The sequence below is a fragment of the Undibacterium sp. KW1 genome (genome assembly GCF_009937955.1).
Lineage (GTDB): Bacteria > Pseudomonadota > Gammaproteobacteria > Burkholderiales > Burkholderiaceae_D > Undibacterium.
Map to the genome: position 1 here is coordinate 1,887,868 of NZ_AP018439.1, position 24,171 is coordinate 1,912,038.

Consider the following 24,171-nt stretch of genomic DNA (forward strand, 5'->3'; position numbering starts at 1 on the left):
CAAATTTTCTTACAGCACCGCAGGACTTGTTTGATCTCTTGAAAAAGAGGTCATCTGGGATGAAAGAATGCGCGCCCGTAAAACGGCGAGCTTTGGTGTTGCCTATGATTACTCGCAAATTTCGTATGCTGAGACTAAGATGCCAGAATTCTTGCAGGTGATTTGTAAGAATGTAGAAAATGAACTCGGTTTTTTCCCCAATAATTGCTTGCTGAATTTTTACCTGGACGGTAACTCAAGCATGGGATTTCATTCAGACTCTACTGATGAGCTGGCAGAAGATAGTGGCGTCGCCATCATCTCGCTTGGCAGTTTGCGGCGTATTGCCTACCGCAGCAAACAAGATAAAAGCCAGGAATATTTTTACCCTTTGCCAGCAGGAGGATTGCTGTATATGTCGGCAAGCATTCAAGAGGAATGGCTACATGCCATTCCTAAAGAGCCTGGGGCTGGTGAGCGAATTAGTTTGACGTTCAGAAAAATATTGAACAAGGCTCAATCGGAGTCTTGACCATAGCATTCGTTTATAAAGCCGTCCGCAAAGCAAACAATTCCGGGAACAACACCACATCCAGCATCTTGCGCAGATAGCTGACACCTGCGGTGCCACCCGTGCCGGTTTTGAAACCGATGATGCGCTCCACCGTCGTCACATGGCGGAAGCGCCAGATGCGGAAGGCGGTTTCCATATCCACCAGTTTCTCAGCCAGTTCATACAAAGACCAGTATTTCTCGGGTGTTTGATAGACTTGCAGCCACGCCGCCTTGACAGATTCATTGGCAACCACGCCATGTGACCAGTCTTGTTGCAAGCGGTCTGCATCTATCGTAAAACCCTGGCGTGACAAGAGCATGATGGCTTCATCATAAATCGATGGTGTGCGCAGGGATGCATCCAGGGTTGCGTGCACTTCGGGTTTGCTTTCGTGCACGCTCATCAGGGTGGCGTTCTTGTTTCCCAGCAGGTATTCCAGTTCACGGTATTGATGTGACTGAAAGCCTGATGAGGCACCCAGATAAGGGCGTATCGCCGTATATTCACTAGGTGTCATGGTAGATAAAACATCCCATGCATGCACTAGTTGATCCATGATGCGGGCCACGCGCGACAGCATCTTGAAGGCTGGTGGCAGATCATTGCTGCGTATGTGCACGCGCACGGCATGCAGTTCATGCAGCATCAGCTTGATCCACAGTTCGCTGGTCTGATGCTGGATAATGAACAGCATTTCATTGTGATTCGGTGAGCGCGGATGTTGCGCCGTCAGTATCTGGTCAAGGCCAAGATAATCACCGTAACTCATGGATTCACTAAAATCCATTTGCGCGCCGTGCCATGACATGGGGCATTTGCCAGTTTGTTCGTTATTGCTCATGATGTTCCCTTAAATATCTTCAATGCTTAAAACCATTAACCACAGAGGCACAGAGACACAGAGAAAAACATAAAAGAGTGAAAATCTTTTACAGTTGAGACGATGTTCTTCAACATCTGTTTTTTTTGAGGTTTTCTCTGTGATCCTCTGTGCCCCCTCTGTGTCTCTGTGTTGAGGGGTTTTTAAATTAAGTCACTGCATTACGTTCAGCGTTGGCATCGTAGTCTTTGCTGTCAAGTATATCGCGCAAGCCTTCTGCCGCATCCCAGACATCAGCAAAGCTGGTGTATAAGGGGGTAAAACCAAAGCGCATGATGACTGGCTCGCGGTAGTCACCGATGATGCCACGTTTGATCAGCGCCTGTATCACGGCATAGGCATGCGGATGTTTGAAGCTGGCCTGGCTGCCGCGTTGCTGATGCTGGCGAGGCGTGACCAGTTCCAGTGGATGTGCAGCGCAGCGGGCTTCTACCAGAGCGATAAACATGTCAGTCAGGGCCAGTGATTTCTTGCGTATTGCCTGCATGTCGGTCTTGCCAAAGGTATCCAGGCCACAAGCGACCATGGCCAGCGAGGTGATAGGCTGGGTGCCGCACAGGGCGCGGCGTATGCCTGGCGTAGGTGTAAAATCAGGGTTCATGGCAAACGGTCTGGCATGGCCCCACCAGCCGGACAATGGATGGTGGAATGCTTCCTGATGGCGTGCAGGCACCCAGATAAACGCTGGTGAGCCAGGGCCGCCGTTCAGGTATTTGTAAGTGCAACCTACGGCAAAGTCGGCATTTGCGGTATTCAGATGTACCGGTACTGCGCCGGCAGAATGGGCCAGATCCCACAAGATCAACGCACCATGTTGATGCGCAAGCGTAGTAACTGATTCCATGTCATGCAAATAGCCAGTACGGTAATTCACATGCGTCAGCATTACCAGCGCCGTGCTGTCATTGATGGCTTGCGGCAATTCTTCTGGAGAGTCTATCAACTTGATTTGATAACCGCGATCCAGCCAGCGGGTGAGGCCTTCCGCCATGTAGATATCGGTAGGGAAGTTGCTGCGCTCAGTAATGATGGTTTTGCGTTTGCTGTCTGCTGCTTGTATCTGCAGCGCGGCGGCAATGGCCTTGAACAGATTGACCGATGTCGTGTCGGTGATCACTACTTCATTGTCTGCGGCACCAATCAAAGGGGCGAGCTGGTTGCCCAGCGTGGATGGCATATCAAACCAGCCAGCAGTATTCCAGCTCTTGATGAGATCAGTCCCCCATTCGCGGGTGATGACATCTTGTGCCCTTTGCAGCGCTGCCTTGGGGCGCGCACCGAGGGAGTTGCCGTCAAGGTAAATCACACCGGCAGGCAAATCAAATTCTTCACGCAAGGGCGCCAGCGGGTCTTGCTGGTCTAGCTTTTCGCAATCGCTGCGGGTGATTGTGGTAGTTTGTGTCATTACGGCAGACTCCTTAATGTGACGCGTAGTGGGCTGGTATCAAGCCCGGTAAGTTTTTGGTGGCAGGCAAAGCAGTTCATCTTCGCTGTAACGGCCTACCCTGAGCTTATGGTTCATGAAAAATATGCAGAGATTTTATGCCGGATTGCCTGAATTTTTCTTGCAAATTGCAGTATGAAAATCGGAATTAGTAGAATATTCTGCGATTTATATTTGAAATTTTGATATAAAATGCATTAATGGGTTTGTGCATTGCGCAAAGGTACCAAATTGTTTTCATATTTGCAATTGCCTGTTACTCTAATCTGTTGATAATCATAGATTAAAAAACACTCACCACAGCGGCATAAAGGAAGTAAAGGATGCTTGCAAGTAAGCCTTCCTGTTTCTTTGCTTTTCTCAATGTGTCTTTGTGCCTCTGCGCCTCTGTCTTTAGAGGGTTTGCCATAAATTAAAAAAGAGATTGTCAAATGCAACTCGACGCCACCGATCTTAAAATCCTGCAGCAATTGCAAGCCGATGGCCGCATCAGTAACCAGGAGCTGGCTGACAAGGTATTCCTTTCTCCTTCATCCTGCCTGCGCCGTGTGCGCATGCTGGAAGAGGCGGGTATCATCCACCATTATTGCGCAGTGATCGATGCGGCTGCCGTTGGTCTTGAAGTGGATGCCTTTGTCCAGGTCACCATGCGGCGCGATGTAGAACAATGGCATGAAAATTTTTCGCAAGCCTTGCAACAATGGCCGGAAGTTGTCGGGTCTTATATCATCACCGGGGATGCCAATTACCTGTTGCGTGTGCGTGCACGTAATCTCAAGCATTACTCAGCATTTGTACTTGAACGCCTTTATAAAACCACGGGTGTGCTTGATATACGGTCAAACATCGTACTGCAAACCTTGAAGGACACACAGCAGATTGCCACCAGTTTGCTGGTGGCTGGATAAACCAGGTCAGGCCTGACCAACATAACCATGTCCAAGCCATGATTTCTTTTGATATTGATGAATACCGCTATAACCTGCGGGCTGCTGCCATCATTCTGGATGGTGACAGGGTACTCTTGCATAAAATCGAAGGCGATGCATTCTGGTGTGTGCCAGGCGGGCGGGTCGATGCGGGTGAGCAGGCTGCGGCTACGGTAGTGCGCGAAATGCAGGAAGAATTATCAGAACAGGTGACTTGCGAGAGATTTTTGTGGACGGTAGAGAATTTTTTTGAATACCGGGGGCAAAAACATCATGAACTGGGCTTGTATTTTTTAGCGCTGTTGTCACCAGACTCGCGCCTGCGCAACACACCAGGCCCCTATTTGGGCAACGAAGGTAATCTGCAATTGACTTTCGATTGGTTCACACGGACAGAACTCCAGCATCTGGATATTCGCCCCTCATTTCTGGCAGATGTATTGGCAGAGCCGGAGCTCAGAGTTGGGCATATTGTGCATCAGGAAAGCCAGTGATACCCTCTCTGTCCATCGTACAAAAAAGCGGAAGTCAGCGAATTGAACCTCATTGTGCGGGACATGAAAGAACGCAAGCATAAGTTGGGGCGCAAGATTAGAGTGGCAGATATTCAGCGTTATTTATAAGTCGCATTGCATGATGTTGAAGTGTTCACGGTCTTAGGGGAGTAACACCATGCTTCAAAAAAAACGTTTGTCGAAAATCAGTTTGAGCCTGCTATTCGCTGGCTGTTTGTGGGGCTACGCATCTTCTGTCATGGCTGCGGTTTGTCAGCCAGGTAAGCTGGTAGTACAAGTACTGGGCTCCGGCGGGCCTGAACTCAGTGATCAGCGTGCCTCTACTTCTTATCTGATCTGGGTGGATCAAAAAGCCAGGATACTGGTTGATTTTGGCAGTGGTGCGGCCTTGAATTATGAAAAGTCCGGCGCCAATCCGGCAGAGCTGGATGCGGTGCTCTTCTCACATTTTCATGTTGATCATACGGCGGATTTTCCTGCGCTGGTCAAAGGTTTGCCATTTGCTGGCTACAACAAAGAGCTGCGTGTTTTTGGGCCGGCCAAGCGTGGGGTTTTTCCAGGTATCAAAGAATTCATGCATGCCCTGTTTAACCGTGACACGGGTGCTTATGCCTATCTGGCAGATTATGCTGATCCTGATGTCAGCAGTCAGTTCAAAATGGAACTTGAAGAAGTGAGCGTCAAGCCTAAAGAAATCAAGCGTTACGATATTGATGAGAGTCTGACGGTCAGTGCTGTCAGCGTTTTGCATGGCCCCGTACCTTCCTTGGCATGGCGGGTCGAGAGCAAGGGCTGCAGCGTCACGTTCAGCGGTGACACCAGCAATACCGATCAGGCGCTGGATCAACTGGCGCTAGGTACGGATGTGCTGCTTGCCCATAATGCCGCCCGCGAAAACGATACCGATGAAGTGGCACGCTTACTGCACATGATGCCGACAGAAATTGGCCGCATCGCAGGCGTGACAAAAGCCGGCAAACTGGTTTTATCACACCGCATGAAACGCACTCTTGGACATGAGATGGAAAGCACAACGGCAATACGCAAGAATTATGCAGGAACCATTTTGTTTGCCAATGATATGCAGCGCATTATCGTCGGTGGCAAATAAATTCACTACAGCTTGAAACTAGAGGTCCTTGGGCACGCTGGGCATAAATGCATTGCCTTTGATAATGCCATAGGCGATGACAGCCGCGATCATGGCATAAACGATTCTTGGTATCCATTCTGCTACCTGCCTTTGTTGTAGTGCCAGGCTGGCATTTTCGCTTTTGGCATAACGGGATAGCATTTCCGGCAATTGCCCGCTTGCTTCTCCGGTTTGTATAAAACCAGACAGGGTATCGTCATTGATGGCGGGCAGGGCGCGTACAGCTTCGGCCAATGTTGCCCCTTTTTGCATGCGTGGCAAAATACGTGCGAGTTCACGCCTGATCAATACATTGCTGGTTGCCTGCAAACCCAGGGGCAGGGCGTCGAACATAGGCACGCCTGCTTCTAGTAGTAATGCCATACTCTGCCAGAAATCACAAAGATTGCGTCTTCTGTGCATGTTCCCAATAAGCGGCAAGGCAAGCAAAGCCTGATCCAGCCATGAGACAGGAGCATCGGCAGGGCGCATCTGGAAGCGCCGGTAAGCGTAAATGCCGCCCGTGACCAAACCCACAGCCAGCAGGATGGAACGAATGGCATGCCATAGATAGGCTGCCGTACTGAGTGTGCCCGCGATCAGTTGTGGCAAGGGCGGGATGAACAAGGCCATGATGCCCATTAATGCTGGCCTTATCAAACCTGCCCTGATACTGGCAATTTGCTGGGCTTTTTCTTCATAGGTAGTTGCCAGATGCCGGTAAGTAGAAGTCGGGTCACCGGCCGCCAGTGCAGCGCCCAGCAGACCAGCTTCCAGTGGCGTCCACAAGCCACTCTGCAAGCCTGCCTCGGCCAGGTTTTTGCCACGTTTAACAACTTGCAGGGTTGTCACCATCCTGCTTTGATATTGTGCCGGCAGTTTGATCATGGGTAACGCCTGTAGCGCAGGGATGCCAGCGTGGCTCAATGCGGCCAGTTGTTGCAGTAAGTCTGCACGGATACGGTAGGGCAGGGCCAGTTGGGGCTTATTTTTCATGCATGCTATTGTGCCATGGATTATCATGGCTGATGAATAGCGCCAATGTATAAGGCCATGCATCTTTATTGTTACTGAGAAAATATCTCGTATTTTGAAAAAACCAATCAAAAAAGGAGTACCTGATGTCCATCGCAAAATTAGCCTTTGCTGTTTTTAGTGCAGCTTGCGTCTGGCATGCCCAGGCCTCTGAAATTCTCGAACTACAGGACTATCACGCCAGCGAAGCCAAGGTCGGCAAGACCGGCTCCTGGCTAGGTTTGCAGCAGGCAGGCAAGGGCTGGCGACTAGTGGCGGTCAAACCCAGCTTTAAGAAAATACCCGATCCTATCAGCGGTGAGGGTGTGCGGGTTGCGGCAAACGCAGCCAATGTCAAGATGTTGTTGTCTGACCCCGGTTTGAAGGCCGGGGCAGTCAGTGTTTCAGATGAAGTGAAACTGGTCAGCGGTTCTATGGACGAGGAATTTGAATTATCGACCTTGCCATCCTTAGGGCAGGAAAGGCTGATGCACTTGCAAGGCAATAAATATAGCCTGCAGAACCGCGAAGGTAAAATCTATCTGAAGTATGCAGGAACAGAACAATACCTGTTCGACTATGTCGAAAACAAGGAGGATAATAATGCCCGCCTGATCTGGGTAGGCGACCTTGATCATGATGGAAAACTCGACTTCATCATCGATACCTCAAATCACTATAACGTCACAGAAATGCGGCTGTATTTGTCGGGGCAGGCAGCAAAAGGTGAGTTGTTGAAGCTGGTTGCCAGACGTAAAAGTACCGGCTGCTAATCCAAATTGCTTATCCTCAAGTTACATTTGCTTACCTGCGTAACATTATTCATGTCTCCTTTTTAATAGACTCATGCGTTGTTGGAGCATGAGTCACTGTTAAATTGAAGGAGAACGACATGGAATTAGCAAATGCCAGCAAACGCATACACCCCTTGGTAGCAGGTGCCGCATGCTCAGTCATACTAGTTAGCCTCTTAGGTGCTGCTGCCCTGACAGGCGTATTGCCCAGTTCCCACAGCACGGCAACATCAGGCAACGCGATTGTGCCAGCCATGAATAGTAATGCCAATGCGATCAATCCTGCAGGCAATACTGCCATGCCGCTTGCCAATAACGGTAATCAGCCTGCAGCTAATTATGCAAACACGCAGTATGCAAACACTGCACAAAATAATTATCCTGCACCTGCTCCAGCCAGGGTTGCACAGAGCAGCACCCACCATCAGCCGGTCAGAAATTATCAAACACAGCCTGCCCAGGCAAAGAATAGCCCGGTTGGTATCGGTGTAGGTGCCGTGATCGGTGGCCTGGTTGGTAGCCAGATCGGTAATGGCAATGGCCGCACGCTGGCAACTATCGCCGGTGCAGTTGGTGGCGGTTATGTTGGTAATGAAGTTGCAAAAAGAAATCCATAACAGGATTTCAGGCCTGCAGGATTTTAAGTTTTTCAGTAATCCATAACAAGAACGGAGTGCCAGCTTGATATCTGGCACGCCGTTTTCATTTCATTTAATACGCATTGGTTTTAACGCGCATTCGTCGTATTCATCAGCGAACGCAACAAGTCGGCAGCAATGCCTTTGTTGGCCCAGGTTTGCGACAAATCCAGATCACCGTTGGTACTGACGATGATGAGTATATTCTGGTTTTGCAAGTCCACCAGATTCAAGATGCGTACACCGGCTATCCAGCCCTGACGCTCTACTATCATGGCCGCAGCGCCATCTTCACTGGCTTTGAATGGATAAGACCAGACACCGATCGCACCACCGACATTATTCGGCTTGACCATCTCGTCGCGGCTCTTGGTGGACAGATATTTGCCACGCATGAAGGCCAGGTCAAATGCATACAAATCCCGCAGGGTTCCAAAGCTGCCACCAGCAGGGCCATAACTGGCAAAGTTCACCGCAGGCTCAGGTTTGCCACCCAGCGTGCCATGGATATGGGTTTTGACGTCCGGCTGGGCCGCAGTGTAATAGCCTACGTTTTGCATACCAGCCGGGCTGAAGATGCGTTGTTGCAGCAGGCATGAAAAGCTTTGCTTGCTTATCTTTTCCAGTAAAGCGCCGAGCACGATGTAATCGCAATTGTTATAGTCAAATTTGCTGCCTGGCGTAGCATTGGATGGCCCGGCGCACAGGCCAGTGGCAAATTTCTGGATATCATCACCGCTATTGGCATCCATCATGTGGACGGCAGGATTGACCATCTCATTGTAAAGGCCAGAATAATGCGTCAGCATTTGGCGCAGGGTGGCACCTCGCGCCTGAACATTGGGGTAATCGGGCCAGTAATGTCCCAGTGTCTGATCCAGTTGCAGCTTGCCCGCTTCTACTTCTTGCATGACCAGGATGGCAGTCATTTGCTTGGTGATCGAGGCATAGCGAAAAGTTTGTTTTGTATCAGTGACATTGCCAAGACTTTTTTCCAGCAAGATCTTGTCGCCGCTAGCAGCGAATACCAGGCCTTGAAAGCCGGTATTTTTGAGATTTTTGGCTGCCTCTTCAAGCGTAGGAATAGCTTTGACAGGTGCAGCATGGCTGGCTGGACCTAGTAAACTACTTGCAGCAATGGTGAAAGTGGCAAAAATGGCAAGGTGGCGATGAAGGTAAGACATATTGTGCTCCGGTACATTAGTCAAGCAGATGCTCTGGCCTGAATATTAACAAAAGTTTAGCCTTGGTGATGTGCGTTTAGCCTCAGGCTATAATGCCGCACTATGAATCTATTAAGAACCCTTGCCTCCATCAGTGGCATGACCATGCTGTCGCGGATTACCGGGCTGGTACGTGACGTATTGATTGCTACCCGTTTCGGGGCCGACGCCTATACCGATATATTCAATATCGCTTTCCGCATTCCCAATTTGTTGCGGCGCATGTTTGCCGAAGGCGCGTTCTCGCAAGCCTTTGTGCCTATCCTGGCTGAATACAAGAACAATAAGGGTGATGAAGCTACCAAGAAATTGATTGATCATGTCTCTACCGTCATGACCTGGGTCTTGGTGTTGACTTGCATACTGGGCATCGCTGGCGCGCCGATTTTGCTTTATTTTTTTGCCGAAGGTTATAAAGACAAGCAACAGATCTTTGACATGGCGGTGGTCATGACCCGCATCATGTTCCCGTACATCGGTTTTATGTCCATGGTTGCGCTGGCGGGCGGGATATTAAATACCTGGCGTGAATTCAAGGTGCCTGCCTTTACGCCGGTTTTATACAATTTGTCTTCGATAGCTGGTTCGTTGTTCCTCGCACCTTATCTTGAAAAACCAATTTATGCGCTGGCTATTGCCGTTTTTGTTGGTGGCGTTTTGCAACTGGTGGCGCAGGTACCCTCATTAATCAGGGTAGGCATGCTGCCGACGATTAGCTGGCGTGTAGGTACGGCCTGGCAGGACGAGGGCTTACGCCGCATCATGCGCAATATGGTGCCAGCTATCCTGGCTGTGTCGGCAACGCAGATCAGCATCGCCATCAATACCAGCCTGGCATCAAAACTTGCTCCTGGCAGCGTGACCTGGCTGGCAAATGCTGACAGACTGATGGAATTTCCTACTGCCTTGCTGGGAGTAGCTCTGGGTACCATCCTCCTGCCAGGTCTTTCCAAGGCACATACAGATGGTGATACGGTCGAATATTCCGCCTTGCTGGACTGGGGCTTGCGCCTGACTTTTTTGCTGGCCTTGCCTGCTGCAGTCGGCCTGGCAACCATACCCGACGCGCTGACATCGACCCTGTATCATCACAATAAATACGATGGCCATGCCGTGCAAATGACATCCAATGCCCTGATTGCCTATGGTATTGGTTTGCTTGGGCTCATCGTAGTCAAGATTCTGGCACCGGGTTTTTACGGTAAGCAGGATATACGCACACCTGTAAAAATCGCTGTGGCTGTCATGTTGGTGACGCAGGCATTGAACTATGTGTTCGTGCCTTATCTGGCCCATGCAGGTCTGGCCTTGTCTGTCGGCCTGGGAGCCTGTGTGAACGCGATTTTCCTGTATACAGGCTTACGTAAACGCGGCATTTACCAGCCGCAAAAGGGTTGGCTTTTGTTCCTCATTAAACTTGTTGCTGCACTGGTCTTGATGGCCGGTGTGGCCTTGTGGACTTCAGCGCAATTCGATTGGTTAGGCATGCGCCATACTCCTGTCGTACGTGCAGCCTGCCTGGCTCTGGTGCTGTTGGCTTGCGCCAGCACTTATTTTGTTGCATTGGCACTCATGGGTTTCCGACCCCGGGATTTCAAGAAAGTGACCAGAGTCTGATCCCTTAGCCCTCTGCTTGACGCCGTGTCAACCGCGATCATCCTTACCTGACATATTCATCATTGTTGCCCGGCTGTTGGCTGATTAAAATGCCTACAGCCGGTCAGCTAAGCCAGTGCATTCCCAGTGCATTCTGCAGATAGATTCATGCATGGTTTTCTTGCCGGATTCAAAGAATCCTATTTGCCATGAAAGAGTTGAACCATGTCTGACAACCATGCACTGATGACAGATGCTGAAACCCCGCCAAAAAAATCCTGGTTACTAAAAATCCTGGGATGGTTAGTATCGATCATAATTTTGATCGTTGTTGCCCAATTCATTGCTGGCTTAAAAAGCGACCAGAAAACCAAATTTGTGAACGAATCACACAGCCTGGCTGAGACTGCCTGTGCTGGTGATGCTGCCTGTCTGGATGCAGTGAAATCCAAATTTGAGGTCTGCCTGGAGCTGCACTCAGAATCGCATAAGACAGGTAAATTCGGCCGCAAATACACTTTGCATAAAGAAGAATTTTTAAGCTGTATGAAGTAGTTAAAGATCCAATTTTGTCTTGGATGAGCCTTCGTCAACTTGTAATGTTTGATCTGAAATTTGATTAGGACAGCAAAATCCGGGTCACAAAAGAATCAGCAAGATGATTGAAGAATGAGGCTAATTCCGTACAATTTCGCCTATTTACATCCGATAATGCACAGATCAGGAAACTGATACTGAAGAGTCAGAAAGAACTCACTATTGCGGCATTCACAATTAGAAAGGCGAGGTATTTGTGAGCATCCAGCACCTTACTTCGCCTTTTATCTGTGGATGTTTATTATCGATGGAGACAAGGGGAATTAGGGAATGAAAAAAATCATATTGGCAGGATTCATGTATGGTGTGGCAGCGGCAAGCAGCGCGGCCACTTATTATGTTTCACCCACTGGCAATGACGCAGCGGCGGGGACCAAAGCAGCACCATGGAAATCCATAGCGCGCGCCCAGGTTGCTGCAGTTGCTGGCGATACCGTGTATTTCAGAGGCGGTAACTACAACTACACTGCAGGCATCAACACTTGCGCCACCCGCACTGACATCGTCAATGCGATTACTTTGGACAAGAGCGGTAGTTCAGGCAGCCCGATTCGTTACTGGGCTTATCCTGGTGAGATACCGGTATTCGATTTTTCACAAATGAAAGACGATTGCCGCGTCAAGGCCTTTAATGTGGTAGCCAACTGGGTGCATTTGAAAGGGCTGGAAGTCACCGGTGCGCCCCAGCAACCTGGCAACCGCCTGAACCATGAATCTTGGGCCGTATGGATCAACGGCAGCAATAATACGTTTGAACAGTTGAATACCCACCACAACATGGGACCTGGCCTGTTCATCCAGAATGGTGGTAACAACCTCGTCCTCAATAGTGATTCCCACCACAACTACGACCCCTATACCTCGAATGGCGCAGGCCAGAGTGCCGATGGCTTTGGTGCCCACATCAAGGCGGGCAACCCCGGCAATGTATTCCGTGGCTGCCGCGCCTGGGCCAATTCGGATGATGGCTTTGATCTCATTAATGCTTACTCACCCGTGTTGATAGAAAATTCCTGGACCTGGTCGCAAGGTTATTTGCCGGGCACAACTACACCTTTGGCGGCGGGTAATGGTAATGGCTTCAAGCTTGGTGGTTATGGTGGCGTGTATGTATCGAATGCGGCCAAGCACACGATACGTTACTCGGTTGCCTTCAATAACAAGGCAGCAGGTTTTTACGCCAATCATCACCCGATTGCGAATGACTTCTACAACAACACCAGCTACGGTAACAACAGCGATTTCAACATGCTGGGCATAGATCAAAATGGCAATGCGGTGAACCTCGGCAACCTGCGTAACAACATCGCATTTGGTGGGACACTGGTGTCAAATATGACGGGTGCCAATGATCAGTTTAATTCATGGAACCTGGCAGTCACGGTTTCGTCAGCTGACTTCCAAAGCATATCCACCACTGGCTGGGATGCACCACGTCAGGCCGATGGCAGCCTGCCTGTGCTGAACAAGTTCCGCCTGGCTTCTGGCAGTGACCTGATCAATAAGGGCACTAACGTTGGCCTGCCTTTCAACGGTTCTGCACCAGACCTGGGGGCGTTTGAAAACTGATGACTGAAGTGGGCGGTTTGATGGGCATGCGGCTTGTGCCTATCGATAGTCGGCGCTAAGCGCCGCAGCCGCCCTCTACCAAAAACTTCTTTTCTTGCGCATCGCGCTTTACCAGGATATTCCCACGATAGCTTGCAGTGTCTTCACCTGCACCTGTTCTCTTCAAATGTAGAGTCACACTGATGCCCTGGCCAAGAAATGTTTCCCGCCATGTTTTGCTATCGTTAGCATGGCTGTTCCCGGCTTTTGTGATGCTGTCAAGAATGATTGGTTTTCCGTCTATCTTTACCCACAGCTTGCTGGCCCAGTCTGCTTTCAGTATCACTTTTTTCGCATAGGAAAATTCGCATTGGGCGCCGGTAAATTTTGGTTCGTTTTCCTCAAGTTTTTCCAGGTGAAAATCCGGGCTTGCAGCGGTTATCAACGGAATAGATAGCAGGGTTATAAACAGGAATGAAGTCGGCATTTTATGTGAATGAAAAGTGTCAGGTGAAATCCATGAGTTTTTATAAATCTTTGCCTGCATCCGCAATTTTTTTGGGGATAGCTAACAAGGGGATTCATAAAGCAGCGCCCCCTTCGAACGAGATTCTTGTGCTTGTCAGGCAGAGCCAGGCTCGCATTTAGAACATGAACGATTTCACCAGATTCAAATCGCCGATCTTGCGCAAGGGGATGACAAAGCTTTCGCGTTTTTCTCTGGCAGTATTTTCATAAAACACCAGGGTCACACGGGTAGTGATGATGGGTTGCTTGCGCTGGCCTTCATCAAAGTTATAGCCACCTGCGCCATAGTTGCCCCAATAGTTGACGAACACATGATAAGCGCCATGCTTGGGGGCGATCGTGGTGAACATCTCCGGCCCCGGGCCATCGACGCTATCTACATCGAGGCCACCGCCACCATTCAGTATTGGCGCGGCAAAGAAGGCATGCTGGCCATCAGGGGTAATGATGTGCAGATCAACTTCTGCCTCAGGGGCATCCCACGAGCAGATGATGCGTAGCTGTGGAGACAGTTGCTGGGTATTGGCTTCGTAATATTGCACGCGTTGCAGGCTCTTGCCGTCTGGCCCCTTGATTTCTATATTGTTGGAACCGCTGCCAAAAGCATAGTGGCGTTCAAAGCGGCCATCTGTGCCGTAATTGAGGACCATGGGATTGCCATTGACGATGAGGGTATGCTTGCGCTGTTTGCCCGCATCGCGGATATGGCCTTCGATGAGGGTGCGGTTTTTTTGCGTGCCACGGTCTATCGGGGGCAAAGGGTAGGATGCGCGTGTATCGCTGGATTTATCAGTCAGACCGCCATAATTCCAGCCGCCACGCGGGCTGTTGATGGTGGGCTGGTCTTCAGCGACACAATTGGTGGCAGCGACGAACAGGGTGCATGCCAGCAGGGCAGGTTTCATCATTGTTTGCATGATCATTACGGATAGGTAAAGGATTTAACCAGGGTCAGTTCGCCGGGTTTGCGCATGGGTACCTGAAAGCTTTGCTGCTTCTCGGCCAGCGTGCCTTCCTGGCTGATGATGGCAACTCTGGCGATAGTCAGTTTTTTGTCGTCCCCGCCGCTGCCATAGTAATTGACATAGACATGATAGGTACCCTTGGGTGGTGCCGTACTGGCATAAATCTCCGGGCCATAACCGGTGGTGACATCCACATCAAGAGCGCCGCCATTGTCAACCACGCGATTGCCGTAGAACACATGCTGACCATCCGGCGAGACCACATGCAGGTCCAGGTCAGTGCCGTCGCTGTCCCAGGACAAGACTACGCGCAGGCGTGGATTGGGGTGGCTGGCATTGGTGTCATAAAACTGTACGCGTTTGACTTCACTGCCATCGGGGCTGCGCACTTCTACATTATTCGAGCCGGAGCTGAAAGAATAGGGACGGGAGAACTCGCCAGTTTCACCAATAGCCAGAGGCATGGCGGCACCGTTGACAATGAGCTTGCCTGGCTTCTTCTTGTTGCTGGTGCTGATACGGCCCCTGATCAAGGCCATTTCACTTTGCCCTTCGGTATTGACCGAGGACGCTGGGTAATGCACAGGCTGTTTAAAACCAGAGGCTTCGCCACCGCTATTACGCCATCCTCCACGCGGTAGTTCTATCGTGGCGTCTGCTGATGCAATTAAGTGAAAGCCAGCAAGCAGGCTGCCTGCGATGCATACAATGAGTCGCTTTTGGTAAAACTTGATCATGTTGTTCCTTCTATGAGACGGCGTGCCAGTTTTTCTACATAGTCTTCATTGGCGCCGTTCGGATGAAATCGTAAAGCCAGGTGCAGGTATTCATGGGCGAGGGTGATACGCTCGTCCAGACTGCGCCAGCCGCGGGCGTAGATGCGCATGCGCTTCTGGTCTGAGTAGGGATTGCCGCTTGCCAGCGAACAGATGGCTGGCGGTGTCTCTGGATGCTCAAAACCGGGCTCACGACGCAATATGCCTTGCCATTTGTTGCTCGCGTTGCTTAACCAGGTTTGCGCTGCGGCCAGCGGCTTGCAGTCAGATTTGCCATTGAAGCTGGCGATGCTGGCTTGCGGATAACTGGTGGCCAGGATACGTTCAAAATTCCAGCCCTGGTTTGCCTGCTTTGTCGCTTCTTTCAATGACATGCGGTTGTTGCCTGCGCTGTCATTGTGATAGCGAATGTTCGCTCCTTGCAATATCAGGTCATCCGTGAACCAGGCCGCTGCCAGGGCAGCATCGGTGGGTGCATTGGCGCTGACGCGCTGGCGGGTAGTGCTGTCGGCGATACGCCAGCAGCCATGATCAAGAGCAGCGTTTTGTACCAGATAGCTGCGCGCCGCAATCGCGAGGCTGCGTGCGGCCTGAATATTGCTGGCGTCACCCTCGCGGTCTATGACGCGGGCGACATAATCGTTGATGCTGACGCGGCCAGTGATTTGTGGAGCCATGCCTGGAGTGCGTTGCAGTGTCAGGCTGCCATTGCTGTTGATGTCCAGGCCATTGCCGTTGGCGAATTGCAGCCTGTATTTGCCGGACAGCGTTCCCGCACGCGCAGGAGCGTTTGCAGATATGGACAATACTTCGCGCAGTGGATAGCGCGCAAAAAAATCGACATCCACGCAATGTGCTTCATCACCGACATTGTCGATATTATTGATGCCCGCCCAACGCGGTGCCGGCAGGGTAGTTGCCAGAGCACTGGCCCAGGTAGTGAGGGTAGAGCGGCTGGAACCACGAGCACCAAACCAGAACGGCGTGCCATCTGCCAGCCAGCCTGCTGCGCCACCAAAGGCGCTGTTGTCAGGCAAATGCCAGGAATAAGTTTTGTAACGTATGCCTGTACCCAGTTGCGTCCAGGCTTCGCGGCCATAGCCCTGTACCGCTGTTTCCAGCAAGGCTGTGCGGGCAACAGCGCGGGCTTGTGGCGAGAACTTGTTCAGGGTTTCCAGCAGCTCTTTTACGCTGATCTGGGTGTCGGGCTGCAGTTGCGCTGTGCGTTGCAGCCAGTTGGCGTCACTGCGGGTTTGCCAATAAGCTTTCCATGCCTTGTCATTGACGCCCAGACGCGCTGGTGAAAAATAGGGCGCGCAGGAACGTGCCAGGGCAGAGTCGCGTTCTACCTGCTCACCGGGTTCGCAGCAATACAGGTCTTCATTTTTCTCGTGCTGTTCACGAACATTATTGCGCAAATCTTTTTTTGCGGTGCAGGTATACGCTGCTTCCTGAACGTGATTGTCTTGCAGGTAGGCATAGACAAATAACTTCCACAAACTACCCAGAGGTATCTTTTGATCTGCGATTTTATTGTCTTGAGAATTTAATGAGCGCATTTCCACCTGGCCATCACGCAGCCATGCGACGGTGGCCGTGCTGGCTGTATCTGCAGTCGCGGCCGCAGTTGCAGCATAGGCAACTGGCGCAACTTGTGCAGATGCAGCCAGCGTGACTATGGTCGCACTGGCAAGCATGATGGTACTGATCGCTTTGCGGGCAGGATCAGCGGATTTCCATAAACGCACGTGGCTTGTCCTCAAAGGCTTTCTGGTCTGGCTGGTACATGCGGTAGTAGCGTGCTGGCGGCAGGGCGAACTTGCCGGTTTGCGCTGCACGCACCAGATGACGTATCACGACCTGGCCATCCAGCGCATCCACCGGCACGGCATAACCGCGTGGTGTTTGCTCGTAGCGTGCTCGCTCCATGGCTTCCATATCTTTACCGCCAGGGTAACGCAGGCTGATACCCCAGGTGGAGCGGTCGGCCGAGGTGCCTGGTGGCAGAGGTACTTCAACAATGCCAAAGTTCAGTTCAGGGCCGGATGTGCGGGTGAGTACCACTTCATCCAGATAAACTTCATCTGTCTTCAGTGCTGCACCATCGCCCAGCAATTCCAGCTTGAAGCCTGCTTTGCCTGCGACTGGTTGCACAGGTGCGCCAGTAGTTGGATTGATGGCAGGTTTGCTGGCACTGCTTGGCGCTGGCAGCGCTTCTGGTACCAGGCGGTAAATGCGGCGCTCCACTTTTACTGGCAAGCTGGATTTTTCTGGTTCACGGCTGTCGAACTGGGCAATGGCAATCATGCCTGCGCTTGGGTTGGAAACCATTTTGATCACAGACGGGGTTGGCGTCGCGGCTGTGGTATTCCAGCGATACACGCTCTGACCTGTGACGGTTTCGCGTGGCAACCAGCCAGCTTCGAGTTCTACCTTGGCCATATTGTTGCGCAACAAAGGATCATTACTGCCAGACTTGCCACCGAGAGCGCGATAAGTCCACCACAGGGCGAGGGCGCGGTCTATGGTCGGTGACTCAGCCCTCACACGTTCCAGCACGGCAGCCGCTTCACTGGCAGGGCGTTTGCCAGTCAGTATCAGCAAGGCTTCACCCAAAGGCAGGTCAGCCTGGTGTACACGGGCTGCGGCTTCTGGCAAGGTCGTGACAGTAATGCCTGTCAAGTTGCCTTTGCTTTGCTGAACTACATAGGCGGCCAGCAAAGTGCTCATGGCGTGTTGTACATCATCATCCTTGTTGGCAAAGATCATGCTGTTCATGCCTGAACGCGGGGTGATCACCACAGGTTTGGCAAACGCACCTTTGGCACCGAGTTCTTCACTGAGGGCTTCGGCCATGGATTTTACCGGCAAGCCCATATCCTGCATCCAGTACAGCATCAGGGCGCGCTGCCAATGTGATTGCTTGACGCCATCCTTGCGATAAACATCATTCAGCTTATCAAAATGGCCTTCTGGGAGTGACAGTTTCAAAGCGCGGCTGGCATGCCAGTCAGCATAGTAGGCATAGGTGGTCAGCAGGGCATCACCATCTTTTTCTGGCACAGTCCACCAGCCAAAAGTCGCATTTGGCCCGGCCATTTGCGCCAGACGGAAGCGGTAGCTGTACAGCCTTTGCGTCAATTGTGCAGCCAGTCTTTCTTCACTAGGCAAGGTTGATTGCAGGGCCAGGCTGTAAGGGATGAGGCGGCTGGAAGTCTGCTCGACGCAACCATATGGATAGTCGATCAAATCATCCATCAAGCGGCGGAACTGCGTGCTGGCACTGTCAGCAAATTGCAGTTGCAGGTTGCTGGCGTCAGGTGGCAGTTTCAAGACAGTTTCCTTGCCAGTCACAGGCACGCTGACTGAGCGCTGGCTCAGCCAATGCACAGGAATAACTTTCAGCGGCACATTGAGCGCATCAACAGTCTTGCCACCTACAGCGAGTGACAGGTCTATCTTGTTGTCGAGGCCATTAGCTTTCAAAGGTACGGAGATAAAGTTCGCACCAGGTTTCAGTTTCAGGCTTTCTTGTTTATTGACACCGGAACCGGTGATGTTCAGGCTGGCACTGGCATCCTGGTTGCCCTGATTGAAGATGGCAACGCTGGCATTCGGTGCATCCTGCACGCGCATCCAGTTCGGGCTGGTCCATTTCACATAAAAGTCTTTGTCTGAACGTACATAGGCGATGTTCTGACCTACATTGCCACCGGCCTCAGTCGCACGCACAGTAATGCGCCAGCGTGTCAGCGAATCGGGCATGGTGAAAGTCAGGCGGGCACGGCCAGCAGCATCCGTGGTAACGCTTGGTTGCCACAGGGCGGTATCCTTGTCTTCACGGCGAGGTCTTTCCAATACCTTGATGGCGCGTTCATGGGTTTGCCCGTTGGCTGGCAAGGCCAGCTTGGATGGCGGTACCGCCAGGTCATAAGCGATGAAGCTCAGGCTGGCAGAAGTGCGCACATTATTGCGGCGCGGATGATAGAAGAAGTCAGAAATATCGGGTGCAATTTCAGGTTGCAACACATAAATCATTTCATCGACCACACCTACCGTGAGCTGGCTGCCTGCGGCTGGCTTGCCATCGACCATCGCAGTCAGGTCCAGCGTGACCTTGTCACCAGGCGCATAGACGGCCTTGTCAGCTTTGACGGCGACATTGATGCGTGGCTGCTCAACTTTCAAACCCAGGTTCTGGAACACATAATCAGCGCCTTTGATATACACCACAGACAGGGTAATGTTGGGGCCATAGGTATCCTGAACTGGAAGCTCAACCTTCCATTGCATAGGTGACAAACGTTTGGCAGTAAGCCAGCCACTGGCATTGCTCATTAAAGCGGTTTTTTCTACCTTATCACGCTCCAGGGTAAACAATGCCTGATCGACTTGCTGCGGGAAGGTGATCAGCGCACTGGCAGTTTCACCTGGCTTGTAGCTGGTCTTGTCAAATACCATTTCTATCGAGCCTTGCGGTGCACTGACGCCAGCACCACTGACGTAATGCGAAGTGGCACCGAGGATATTGCCTGCTGCATCACGTACAGACAGGGTATAGGTGCCAGGTTCAGCAAAAGCCAGTGTCAGCTTGCTGGCGTTGGCGAGCTTGCCGTTTGATTTTTTCTGGTTTTCCAGTCTTACCCAATCCCATGTTGCCGGGGCACTGACTGTGCTGACGGTATTGCCAGGTACAGGCAGGGAAGTCAGCGCAAAATTCATGTTTTCACCAACGGCAGAGAAGGCGCGTTCTGCCTTCAGGCTATAGGTGCCAGCGCTACGTTCTACCAGTATCTCCTTGGTAGAGCGTACGCGGTAAGCAGCGCCATCAGTTGCCAGCACCGACAAAATATAGCGGCTGGGTTCAGTTGCTGCAGGCAGTTTGAATTCAACGAAACCGTTGCTATCAGTCGTAAATGTCGTTGTGCTCATCTGTACCGGGAACTGGCCTGCATAACCAAGGTCGCCTTCAACGATGGTCAGGCGCTGGGCGCGTACAGTCAGGTCTGCCTTGGCATTGACGACAGGTTTGCCGTCAGGATAGACCAGTTGCAGCTTGCCCTTGATTTCTTCATTGGTTTTGTAATCCTTCTTGCCTGGCATGACATTGATTTCAAAGTGCGGCTTTTGGTATTCAGCGACGCGGAAGGCAGCGCCATAGCTGTTACCCTTGTAGCTGAAGCGCAGTTCATAACCACCTGCGACGGCATTGTCAGGTAACTGGAATACCGTATCACCACCAGACTGCGGTGTCATTTGCAGGGTTTGCGCCGCGACGGGGAAGCCATTTGCATCAAATACCTGCAACTTCAATTCGCCTGCGGTGATGGCTGTGGATTCACGCGCTGACACAAAAGTACGGCCCAAAAATTTCACATAGACGGTTTCACCAGGGCGGTACAAGGGGCGGTCTGTCACCGCATATAGCTTGGTATTATAGATTTCACTGTCGTAGTAATAATTTTCTGCGACAAACACGCCGCCTTTGCTGTCTTCACCATAGACATAAGTTTTTTCTGGCGCATCGCGTTCAAAATTGACGATACCGCTGGCATCTGTCGCGCCTGTACTCAGGATACCTGCGCCATCTGTCCACACCGTTTTTGCATCTGCCACAGCCTGGCTGGTGCGGCGGTCAGCTACCCAGACCAGCATTTGTTTGCTCGATACCTTGGTCACAGCGATAGAGTCAGAGACAAACACCAGAGTCACTGCGCGATAACTGCCGACCATGGCTTCCACCAGATACAGGCCGGGCTCTTTTTTGCCCAGTGGTATCAGCACATTGCCTTTGGGCGACATGATGAATTCACTGCTGCTTCCATCAAGCTTGACGCCTTTTGGTGGTTGTATGGGCTGGGCGATATGCACAGGGTAGCGGAAGCTATCAACCAGGGTATGCGCCTTCAGTGGCTGGTACAGCGGGTTCATCTGTTGTGGCGTTGATGCTTTGACCAGCGGGTGCAGACGTACTTCAGGTGCTTGTGAAGTGACGGCTTTCCTGGCATCCGATGAAAACAGCTTGCGCCACATGCGGCGAGATGCATCCCACCAGTTATCCCAGGTACGAGCCAGCGCATCGGACACGCCTTTGCCCTTGTAGTTACCCTGGGCATCAATGCGGTGCAAATTCTTTTGCGCCTTTAAAAACTCCAGCGGGTCCTTGACCTTATAGACATAGACATCGACACCGCCAAGCTCAGAAATCTGCCCCATGTCCTGGGCTTCCAGCCTCACCATCGCAGTGTCGCCAGAGCCATAGGCTGCATCGCTGAGCAGGAAGAAAGACGAGCCCCCACCGCCGTCCTGTGCCAGGGCAGGCATGAAGAGCAGCATCGCGCACAGCGCTGTCAATAAAGTGAAATAACGGGATTGTTTGAATGTAGCTTTCATTGGGCGCTTTCAGGCGGACAAGAAATTGAGGCGATACACGCCAGCAAAATTGGGATTATCTTGGGTAGGGTGCCAGCGCGTGTCGCGCCAGGCTTGCAGGTCGCGTAGCTTGACGGCGCGCAGACCATTATCAGTTGGTGTGACCGTGCCAGTGTGATAGGCGATGTAAGAATTCATCCACACCATCAGATGCTGGGCGTCGCCCTGGTCATAGAACAGCAGGTCACCGGGGGCTGCCAGATTGCAGTCCTTGCCACGAAACCTCGCATTCTCCTGCACCATTTCTATGGCACTGACATAGGCCGAGACTGTACCGTCAGCCAGCCGCCACTGATGGCGTACTGATTGAGTGCTTTGATCGAGAGCTATTTCTGGCGGCAGCGCAGTACCCAGCATGCCATTCGCCCGCTTCCATTTTTCATCATGCTCGCGCAGAGATTCAGCCACCGCAAAACGCACCAGGCCTACGCAATCTCGCTGTTGCCAGCGCGGTGTCGGGCCTGCCGTCAACTGGGCGGCAATGATGCGTGTCATCCAGGCGCGGCAACTGCGCGACTGGGCGGGTGTCAATGTTGGTGCCGAGACTACAGGCGCGGTAGTTGTTCCAGCTTTGGCAGCATTTTCGGCAGGCAATGGCACAGCCGGCGCCATGAGCTTATTGGCCAGCGCCAGCCTGTGCCAGCCTAGCATGGTGCTGGTGGCGAGCATGCCAGTCAGTACATGCCGGCGTTTCAATTGGATTTCTCCTTGCTGACCCATTCAACTTTTTGCCAGGCTTTGCCGCTGGCCTGAGCCTTGCTCAATTCCAGGCGGATAGGCGGGTAGGTTGCCAGGGCTTTGATGCGAGCGGGTAGATGCGTCTTTGCAGCTTCCAGGAAGCTGGCATCTTCAGGTTTTGCCAGGGCCGCGTAGATTTCACGTTGAGCCATTTCTGACAAGGGGCGCGGTGTGATCAGGCCCAGGGTGCTTTGCGCGCCAGATGTCTGGTCAGCCACGCTGGGGTTGCTGCGGGCGATGGTATCCACCACTTTTTCTACCAGGCCGCCATCGGGTGAGAACACCACAAAATCGCCGCTGGCTGCCAGCGTAGCCATGCTCTTGGTATTGCGCCATAGTTTCTGATCGGGCTTGGCCTTGGTCGTGCCTTTGCCTGGTGCCGCCTGTTCACCGCTGGCAATCGCCCAGGTCGCCATGGCTTGCAAGGTAGCATCGCGGTTGGCAGTGTTCAGTGGCAGCTTGGTGATAAAGACAGGAGAATACAAATTCGACTCGCGGTACCAGCAAGCCAGGCCTGGGCCAGACAACGGTGCCAATGCCTGCTCTGGCAACTTTGGTGTGGCATCAGCTTTTTTCAAGACAGTATTGACCATACTCCAGTCAATGGGTACGGTGATACATGCGCTTGGGTTGGCTGGCGCAGCAGTCCACAGGGCTGGGTCAAGCAACTGTGCCGAAGAAGTTTTTTTGGAATCTATCCAGACCGAAGTTGACCAGTTGCCGCCAAAATCAAAGCGCATGCCCTTGAAGCCGGATACAAAAGCGCCATAACCCAGGGCCATGGTAGGTGCACCTATCGCCATCGTATGTTTTGCAGTGCCCGTAGCCTGAGCGGGCGCAGGAGCGATATTGTCGAGGTCAAATTGCAGCGACAGTGCACCATCATGTTCCAGCCATTTGGCAACAGCAGCGCGGGCTTCTTTCACGACGCCGTTTTTATCATCAAACAAAAGACCTGGATCAGACAAGACCACGACGCGATCACCCTGGCTGATCAACAGCAGGGTGCGGCGTGGATTGACTTCCAGTGCCATGATCTGGGCTTTGCCATTGCTGGTGCTGATATCACCTGCCAATTTGAGCTGACCATCTTTCATTGCCACCTTGGCGGCTTCCTGCAAGGCTTTGTTGAACAGGCCCATACGCATGACGACGGCATAATGGCGCAAGGCACCTTTGCCATCGCGCCAAAAAGCCACTTCTGCAGGTTCATTGAAAATGCTGGCATACAGCTTGTCTTGCCAATCGAGGTCATGCTCGTAGGCAATGCGCTTGACTGCACCGTTCAAACCCAGACGGTCTTCATTTTGCTCGTAGTAGAAGGCCAGGTCTTCGGTCAGCACATCCTTGGCTATCGGCACTTGCAGCAAGTCGCGCGGCAGTTTCGACAGGCTGGTGGTGCGTATCAAGGCATCTGGTTGGGAAATATCCACCATGAGGCGGGTGCCAACATAGTGGTAATCCTTCCAGTGTTTGCTCAACTGGTAGGCAACAGCAGCAGCGGCAACTGTAGCAACAGTGCCGGTGACGATCCAAATACGACGCATGAATTCTCCCTCTGGGGTATGGCTTTTTTATTGCACGGATACTATCCAAAGCAGGCCAGCAAGACAATCGTTTGCGGCTGTCTATTTGGTAATTTTCTGTAAGCGTGCAGGTAAAGACTGCAACTGGCAATTGTGCCATGCATAGCCCTGGGAATTTATATTGTTGCAATATTTTTTGTGGGCACTTTTGTAGACACGCGAGGCATGTTTCAGCAAGAGGGAAACACAAGGCGGGGAAACAAAATAGCTGGAATGAATTTCTTATGTGCATATCGCCCGGAGAAACAACCGGGCGACATACACTACTTTTTAACTTGTAATTTAGCTTGTAACTTAGCTT

At 51.8% G+C, this 24,171-nt stretch carries 20 protein-coding genes; 9 read left to right on the plus strand and 11 right to left on the minus strand.

What is annotated here, in order from left to right:
• Positions 1 to 67: 67 nt before the first annotated feature.
• Positions 68 to 511 carry an alpha-ketoglutarate-dependent dioxygenase AlkB gene (locus UNDKW_RS08320; RefSeq protein ID WP_197893116.1) on the plus strand — a complete coding sequence of 148 codons (444 nt, stop codon included), beginning with the start codon at positions 68 to 70 and terminating at the stop codon, positions 509 to 511.
• A gap of 13 nt (positions 512 to 524) precedes the next feature.
• Here UNDKW_RS08320 and kynA read toward each other — a convergent pair whose 3' ends face one another.
• A complete protein-coding gene (gene kynA, locus UNDKW_RS08325) occupies positions 525 to 1,376 on the minus strand; it encodes a tryptophan 2,3-dioxygenase (protein ID WP_162058322.1) in 852 nt (283 codons plus the stop codon).
• A gap of 187 nt (positions 1,377 to 1,563) precedes the next feature.
• Entirely contained in the window at positions 1,564 to 2,820 is a 1,257-nt protein-coding gene (gene kynU / locus UNDKW_RS08330) for a kynureninase (protein ID WP_162058323.1), read from the minus strand.
• Positions 2,821 to 3,290: 470 nt separating this feature from the next.
• On the opposite strand from kynU, the gene UNDKW_RS08335 reads away from it, so the two are divergent.
• The 3 genes from UNDKW_RS08335 (at position 3,291) to UNDKW_RS08345 (ending at position 5,414) form a co-directional block, all read left to right on the plus strand.
• Positions 3,291 to 3,767, plus strand: coding sequence for an Lrp/AsnC family transcriptional regulator (locus UNDKW_RS08335; RefSeq protein ID WP_162058324.1), 477 nt, complete (start codon positions 3,291 to 3,293; stop codon positions 3,765 to 3,767).
• 38 nt (positions 3,768 to 3,805) lie between these two features.
• Positions 3,806 to 4,282: an NUDIX hydrolase gene (locus tag UNDKW_RS08340; protein WP_162058325.1), complete on the plus strand. Its 477-nt coding sequence runs from the start codon at positions 3,806 to 3,808 to the stop codon at positions 4,280 to 4,282.
• A gap of 178 nt (positions 4,283 to 4,460) precedes the next feature.
• Positions 4,461 to 5,414 carry an MBL fold metallo-hydrolase gene (locus UNDKW_RS08345; RefSeq protein ID WP_162058326.1) on the plus strand — a complete coding sequence of 318 codons (954 nt, stop codon included), beginning with the start codon at positions 4,461 to 4,463 and terminating at the stop codon, positions 5,412 to 5,414.
• 18 nt (positions 5,415 to 5,432) lie between these two features.
• Here the strand turns inward: UNDKW_RS08345 and UNDKW_RS08350 are convergent, their stop codons facing one another.
• Positions 5,433 to 6,431, minus strand: coding sequence for a type II secretion system F family protein (locus UNDKW_RS08350; RefSeq protein ID WP_162058327.1), 999 nt, complete (start codon positions 6,429 to 6,431; stop codon positions 5,433 to 5,435).
• Between the two features lie 125 nt (positions 6,432 to 6,556).
• Here UNDKW_RS08350 and UNDKW_RS08355 point away from each other — a divergent pair, with 125 nt between their 5' ends.
• The gene (locus UNDKW_RS08355; protein WP_162058328.1) at positions 6,557 to 7,222 is read left to right on the plus strand and encodes a hypothetical protein; all 666 of its coding nucleotides are present in this window, start codon (positions 6,557 to 6,559) and stop codon (positions 7,220 to 7,222) included.
• A 119-nt stretch (positions 7,223 to 7,341) separates the two neighbouring features.
• Positions 7,342 to 7,860 carry a glycine zipper 2TM domain-containing protein gene (locus UNDKW_RS30950; protein ID WP_174247576.1) on the plus strand — a complete coding sequence of 173 codons (519 nt, stop codon included), beginning with the start codon at positions 7,342 to 7,344 and terminating at the stop codon, positions 7,858 to 7,860.
• A 110-nt stretch (positions 7,861 to 7,970) separates the two neighbouring features.
• Here UNDKW_RS30950 and UNDKW_RS08365 read toward each other — a convergent pair whose 3' ends face one another.
• Complete coding sequence (locus tag UNDKW_RS08365) at positions 7,971 to 9,065, minus strand: serine hydrolase (RefSeq protein ID WP_162058329.1); 1,095 nt, start codon at positions 9,063 to 9,065, stop codon at positions 7,971 to 7,973.
• A 102-nt stretch (positions 9,066 to 9,167) separates the two neighbouring features.
• On the opposite strand from UNDKW_RS08365, the gene murJ reads away from it, so the two are divergent.
• From murJ to UNDKW_RS08380, 3 genes are all read left to right on the plus strand, one after another.
• Positions 9,168 to 10,721, plus strand: coding sequence for a murein biosynthesis integral membrane protein MurJ (gene murJ / locus UNDKW_RS08370; protein WP_162058330.1), 1,554 nt, complete (start codon positions 9,168 to 9,170; stop codon positions 10,719 to 10,721).
• Between the two features lie 204 nt (positions 10,722 to 10,925).
• Positions 10,926 to 11,255, plus strand: a complete 330-nt coding sequence (locus tag UNDKW_RS08375; protein ID WP_162058331.1) for a hypothetical protein — start codon at positions 10,926 to 10,928, stop codon at positions 11,253 to 11,255.
• 312 nt (positions 11,256 to 11,567) lie between these two features.
• Positions 11,568 to 12,866, plus strand: coding sequence for a right-handed parallel beta-helix repeat-containing protein (locus UNDKW_RS08380; protein WP_162058332.1), 1,299 nt, complete (start codon positions 11,568 to 11,570; stop codon positions 12,864 to 12,866).
• 55 nt (positions 12,867 to 12,921) lie between these two features.
• Here the strand turns inward: UNDKW_RS08380 and UNDKW_RS08385 are convergent, their stop codons facing one another.
• The 7 genes from UNDKW_RS08385 to UNDKW_RS08415 all read right to left on the minus strand — a co-directional run bounded on the left by UNDKW_RS08385 (position 12,922) and on the right by UNDKW_RS08415 (position 23,831).
• The gene (locus tag UNDKW_RS08385) at positions 12,922 to 13,332 is read right to left on the minus strand and encodes a hypothetical protein (RefSeq protein WP_232063306.1); all 411 of its coding nucleotides are present in this window, start codon (positions 13,330 to 13,332) and stop codon (positions 12,922 to 12,924) included.
• Between the two features lie 157 nt (positions 13,333 to 13,489).
• Positions 13,490 to 14,290 (minus strand): YfaP family protein, encoded by an 801-nt coding sequence (locus UNDKW_RS08390; RefSeq protein WP_232063307.1) that lies wholly within the window; start codon positions 14,288 to 14,290, stop codon positions 13,490 to 13,492.
• Between the two features lie 5 nt (positions 14,291 to 14,295).
• Complete coding sequence (locus tag UNDKW_RS08395) at positions 14,296 to 15,075, minus strand: YfaP family protein (RefSeq protein ID WP_162058334.1); 780 nt, start codon at positions 15,073 to 15,075, stop codon at positions 14,296 to 14,298.
• Positions 15,072 to 16,862 carry a DUF2300 domain-containing protein gene (locus UNDKW_RS08400; protein ID WP_162058335.1) on the minus strand — a complete coding sequence of 597 codons (1,791 nt, stop codon included), beginning with the start codon at positions 16,860 to 16,862 and terminating at the stop codon, positions 15,072 to 15,074. The genes UNDKW_RS08395 and UNDKW_RS08400 overlap by 4 nt, the downstream gene beginning before the upstream one ends.
• A complete protein-coding gene (locus UNDKW_RS08405; protein ID WP_162058336.1) occupies positions 16,840 to 21,507 on the minus strand; it encodes an alpha-2-macroglobulin in 4,668 nt (1,555 codons plus the stop codon). The genes UNDKW_RS08400 and UNDKW_RS08405 overlap by 23 nt, the downstream gene beginning before the upstream one ends.
• A 9-nt stretch (positions 21,508 to 21,516) precedes the next feature.
• Positions 21,517 to 22,242, minus strand: coding sequence for a DUF1175 family protein (locus UNDKW_RS08410; RefSeq protein ID WP_232063308.1), 726 nt, complete (start codon positions 22,240 to 22,242; stop codon positions 21,517 to 21,519).
• Positions 22,239 to 23,831 carry a DUF2138 family protein gene (locus UNDKW_RS08415; protein WP_162058337.1) on the minus strand — a complete coding sequence of 531 codons (1,593 nt, stop codon included), beginning with the start codon at positions 23,829 to 23,831 and terminating at the stop codon, positions 22,239 to 22,241. The genes UNDKW_RS08410 and UNDKW_RS08415 overlap by 4 nt, the downstream gene beginning before the upstream one ends.
• Between the last annotated feature and the right edge of the window lie 340 nt (positions 23,832 to 24,171).

What these genes read in the sequence shown, in the direction of transcription:
- UNDKW_RS08320 (WP_197893116.1), top strand. Translation starts at nt 68, where the DNA reads ATGCGCGCCCGTAAAACGGCGAGCTTTGGTGTTGCCTATGATTACTCG.
- kynA (WP_162058322.1), bottom strand. Translation starts at nt 1,376, where the DNA reads ATGAGCAATAACGAACAAACTGGCAAATGCCCCATGTCATGGCACGGC.
- kynU (WP_162058323.1), bottom strand. Translation starts at nt 2,820, where the DNA reads ATGACACAAACTACCACAATCACCCGCAGCGATTGCGAAAAGCTAGAC.
- UNDKW_RS08335 (WP_162058324.1), top strand. Translation starts at nt 3,291, where the DNA reads ATGCAACTCGACGCCACCGATCTTAAAATCCTGCAGCAATTGCAAGCC.
- UNDKW_RS08340 (WP_162058325.1), top strand. Translation starts at nt 3,806, where the DNA reads ATGATTTCTTTTGATATTGATGAATACCGCTATAACCTGCGGGCTGCT.
- UNDKW_RS08345 (WP_162058326.1), top strand. Translation starts at nt 4,461, where the DNA reads ATGCTTCAAAAAAAACGTTTGTCGAAAATCAGTTTGAGCCTGCTATTC.
- UNDKW_RS08350 (WP_162058327.1), bottom strand. Translation starts at nt 6,431, where the DNA reads ATGAAAAATAAGCCCCAACTGGCCCTGCCCTACCGTATCCGTGCAGAC.
- UNDKW_RS08355 (WP_162058328.1), top strand. Translation starts at nt 6,557, where the DNA reads ATGTCCATCGCAAAATTAGCCTTTGCTGTTTTTAGTGCAGCTTGCGTC.
- UNDKW_RS30950 (WP_174247576.1), top strand. Translation starts at nt 7,342, where the DNA reads ATGGAATTAGCAAATGCCAGCAAACGCATACACCCCTTGGTAGCAGGT.
- UNDKW_RS08365 (WP_162058329.1), bottom strand. Translation starts at nt 9,065, where the DNA reads ATGTCTTACCTTCATCGCCACCTTGCCATTTTTGCCACTTTCACCATT.
- murJ (WP_162058330.1), top strand. Translation starts at nt 9,168, where the DNA reads ATGAATCTATTAAGAACCCTTGCCTCCATCAGTGGCATGACCATGCTG.
- UNDKW_RS08375 (WP_162058331.1), top strand. Translation starts at nt 10,926, where the DNA reads ATGTCTGACAACCATGCACTGATGACAGATGCTGAAACCCCGCCAAAA.
- UNDKW_RS08380 (WP_162058332.1), top strand. Translation starts at nt 11,568, where the DNA reads ATGAAAAAAATCATATTGGCAGGATTCATGTATGGTGTGGCAGCGGCA.
- UNDKW_RS08385 (WP_232063306.1), bottom strand. Translation starts at nt 13,332, where the DNA reads ATGCCGACTTCATTCCTGTTTATAACCCTGCTATCTATTCCGTTGATA.
- UNDKW_RS08390 (WP_232063307.1), bottom strand. Translation starts at nt 14,290, where the DNA reads ATGCAAACAATGATGAAACCTGCCCTGCTGGCATGCACCCTGTTCGTC.
- UNDKW_RS08395 (WP_162058334.1), bottom strand. Translation starts at nt 15,075, where the DNA reads ATGATCAAGTTTTACCAAAAGCGACTCATTGTATGCATCGCAGGCAGC.
- UNDKW_RS08405 (WP_162058336.1), bottom strand. Translation starts at nt 21,507, where the DNA reads ATGAAAGCTACATTCAAACAATCCCGTTATTTCACTTTATTGACAGCG.
- UNDKW_RS08415 (WP_162058337.1), bottom strand. Translation starts at nt 23,831, where the DNA reads ATGCGTCGTATTTGGATCGTCACCGGCACTGTTGCTACAGTTGCCGCT.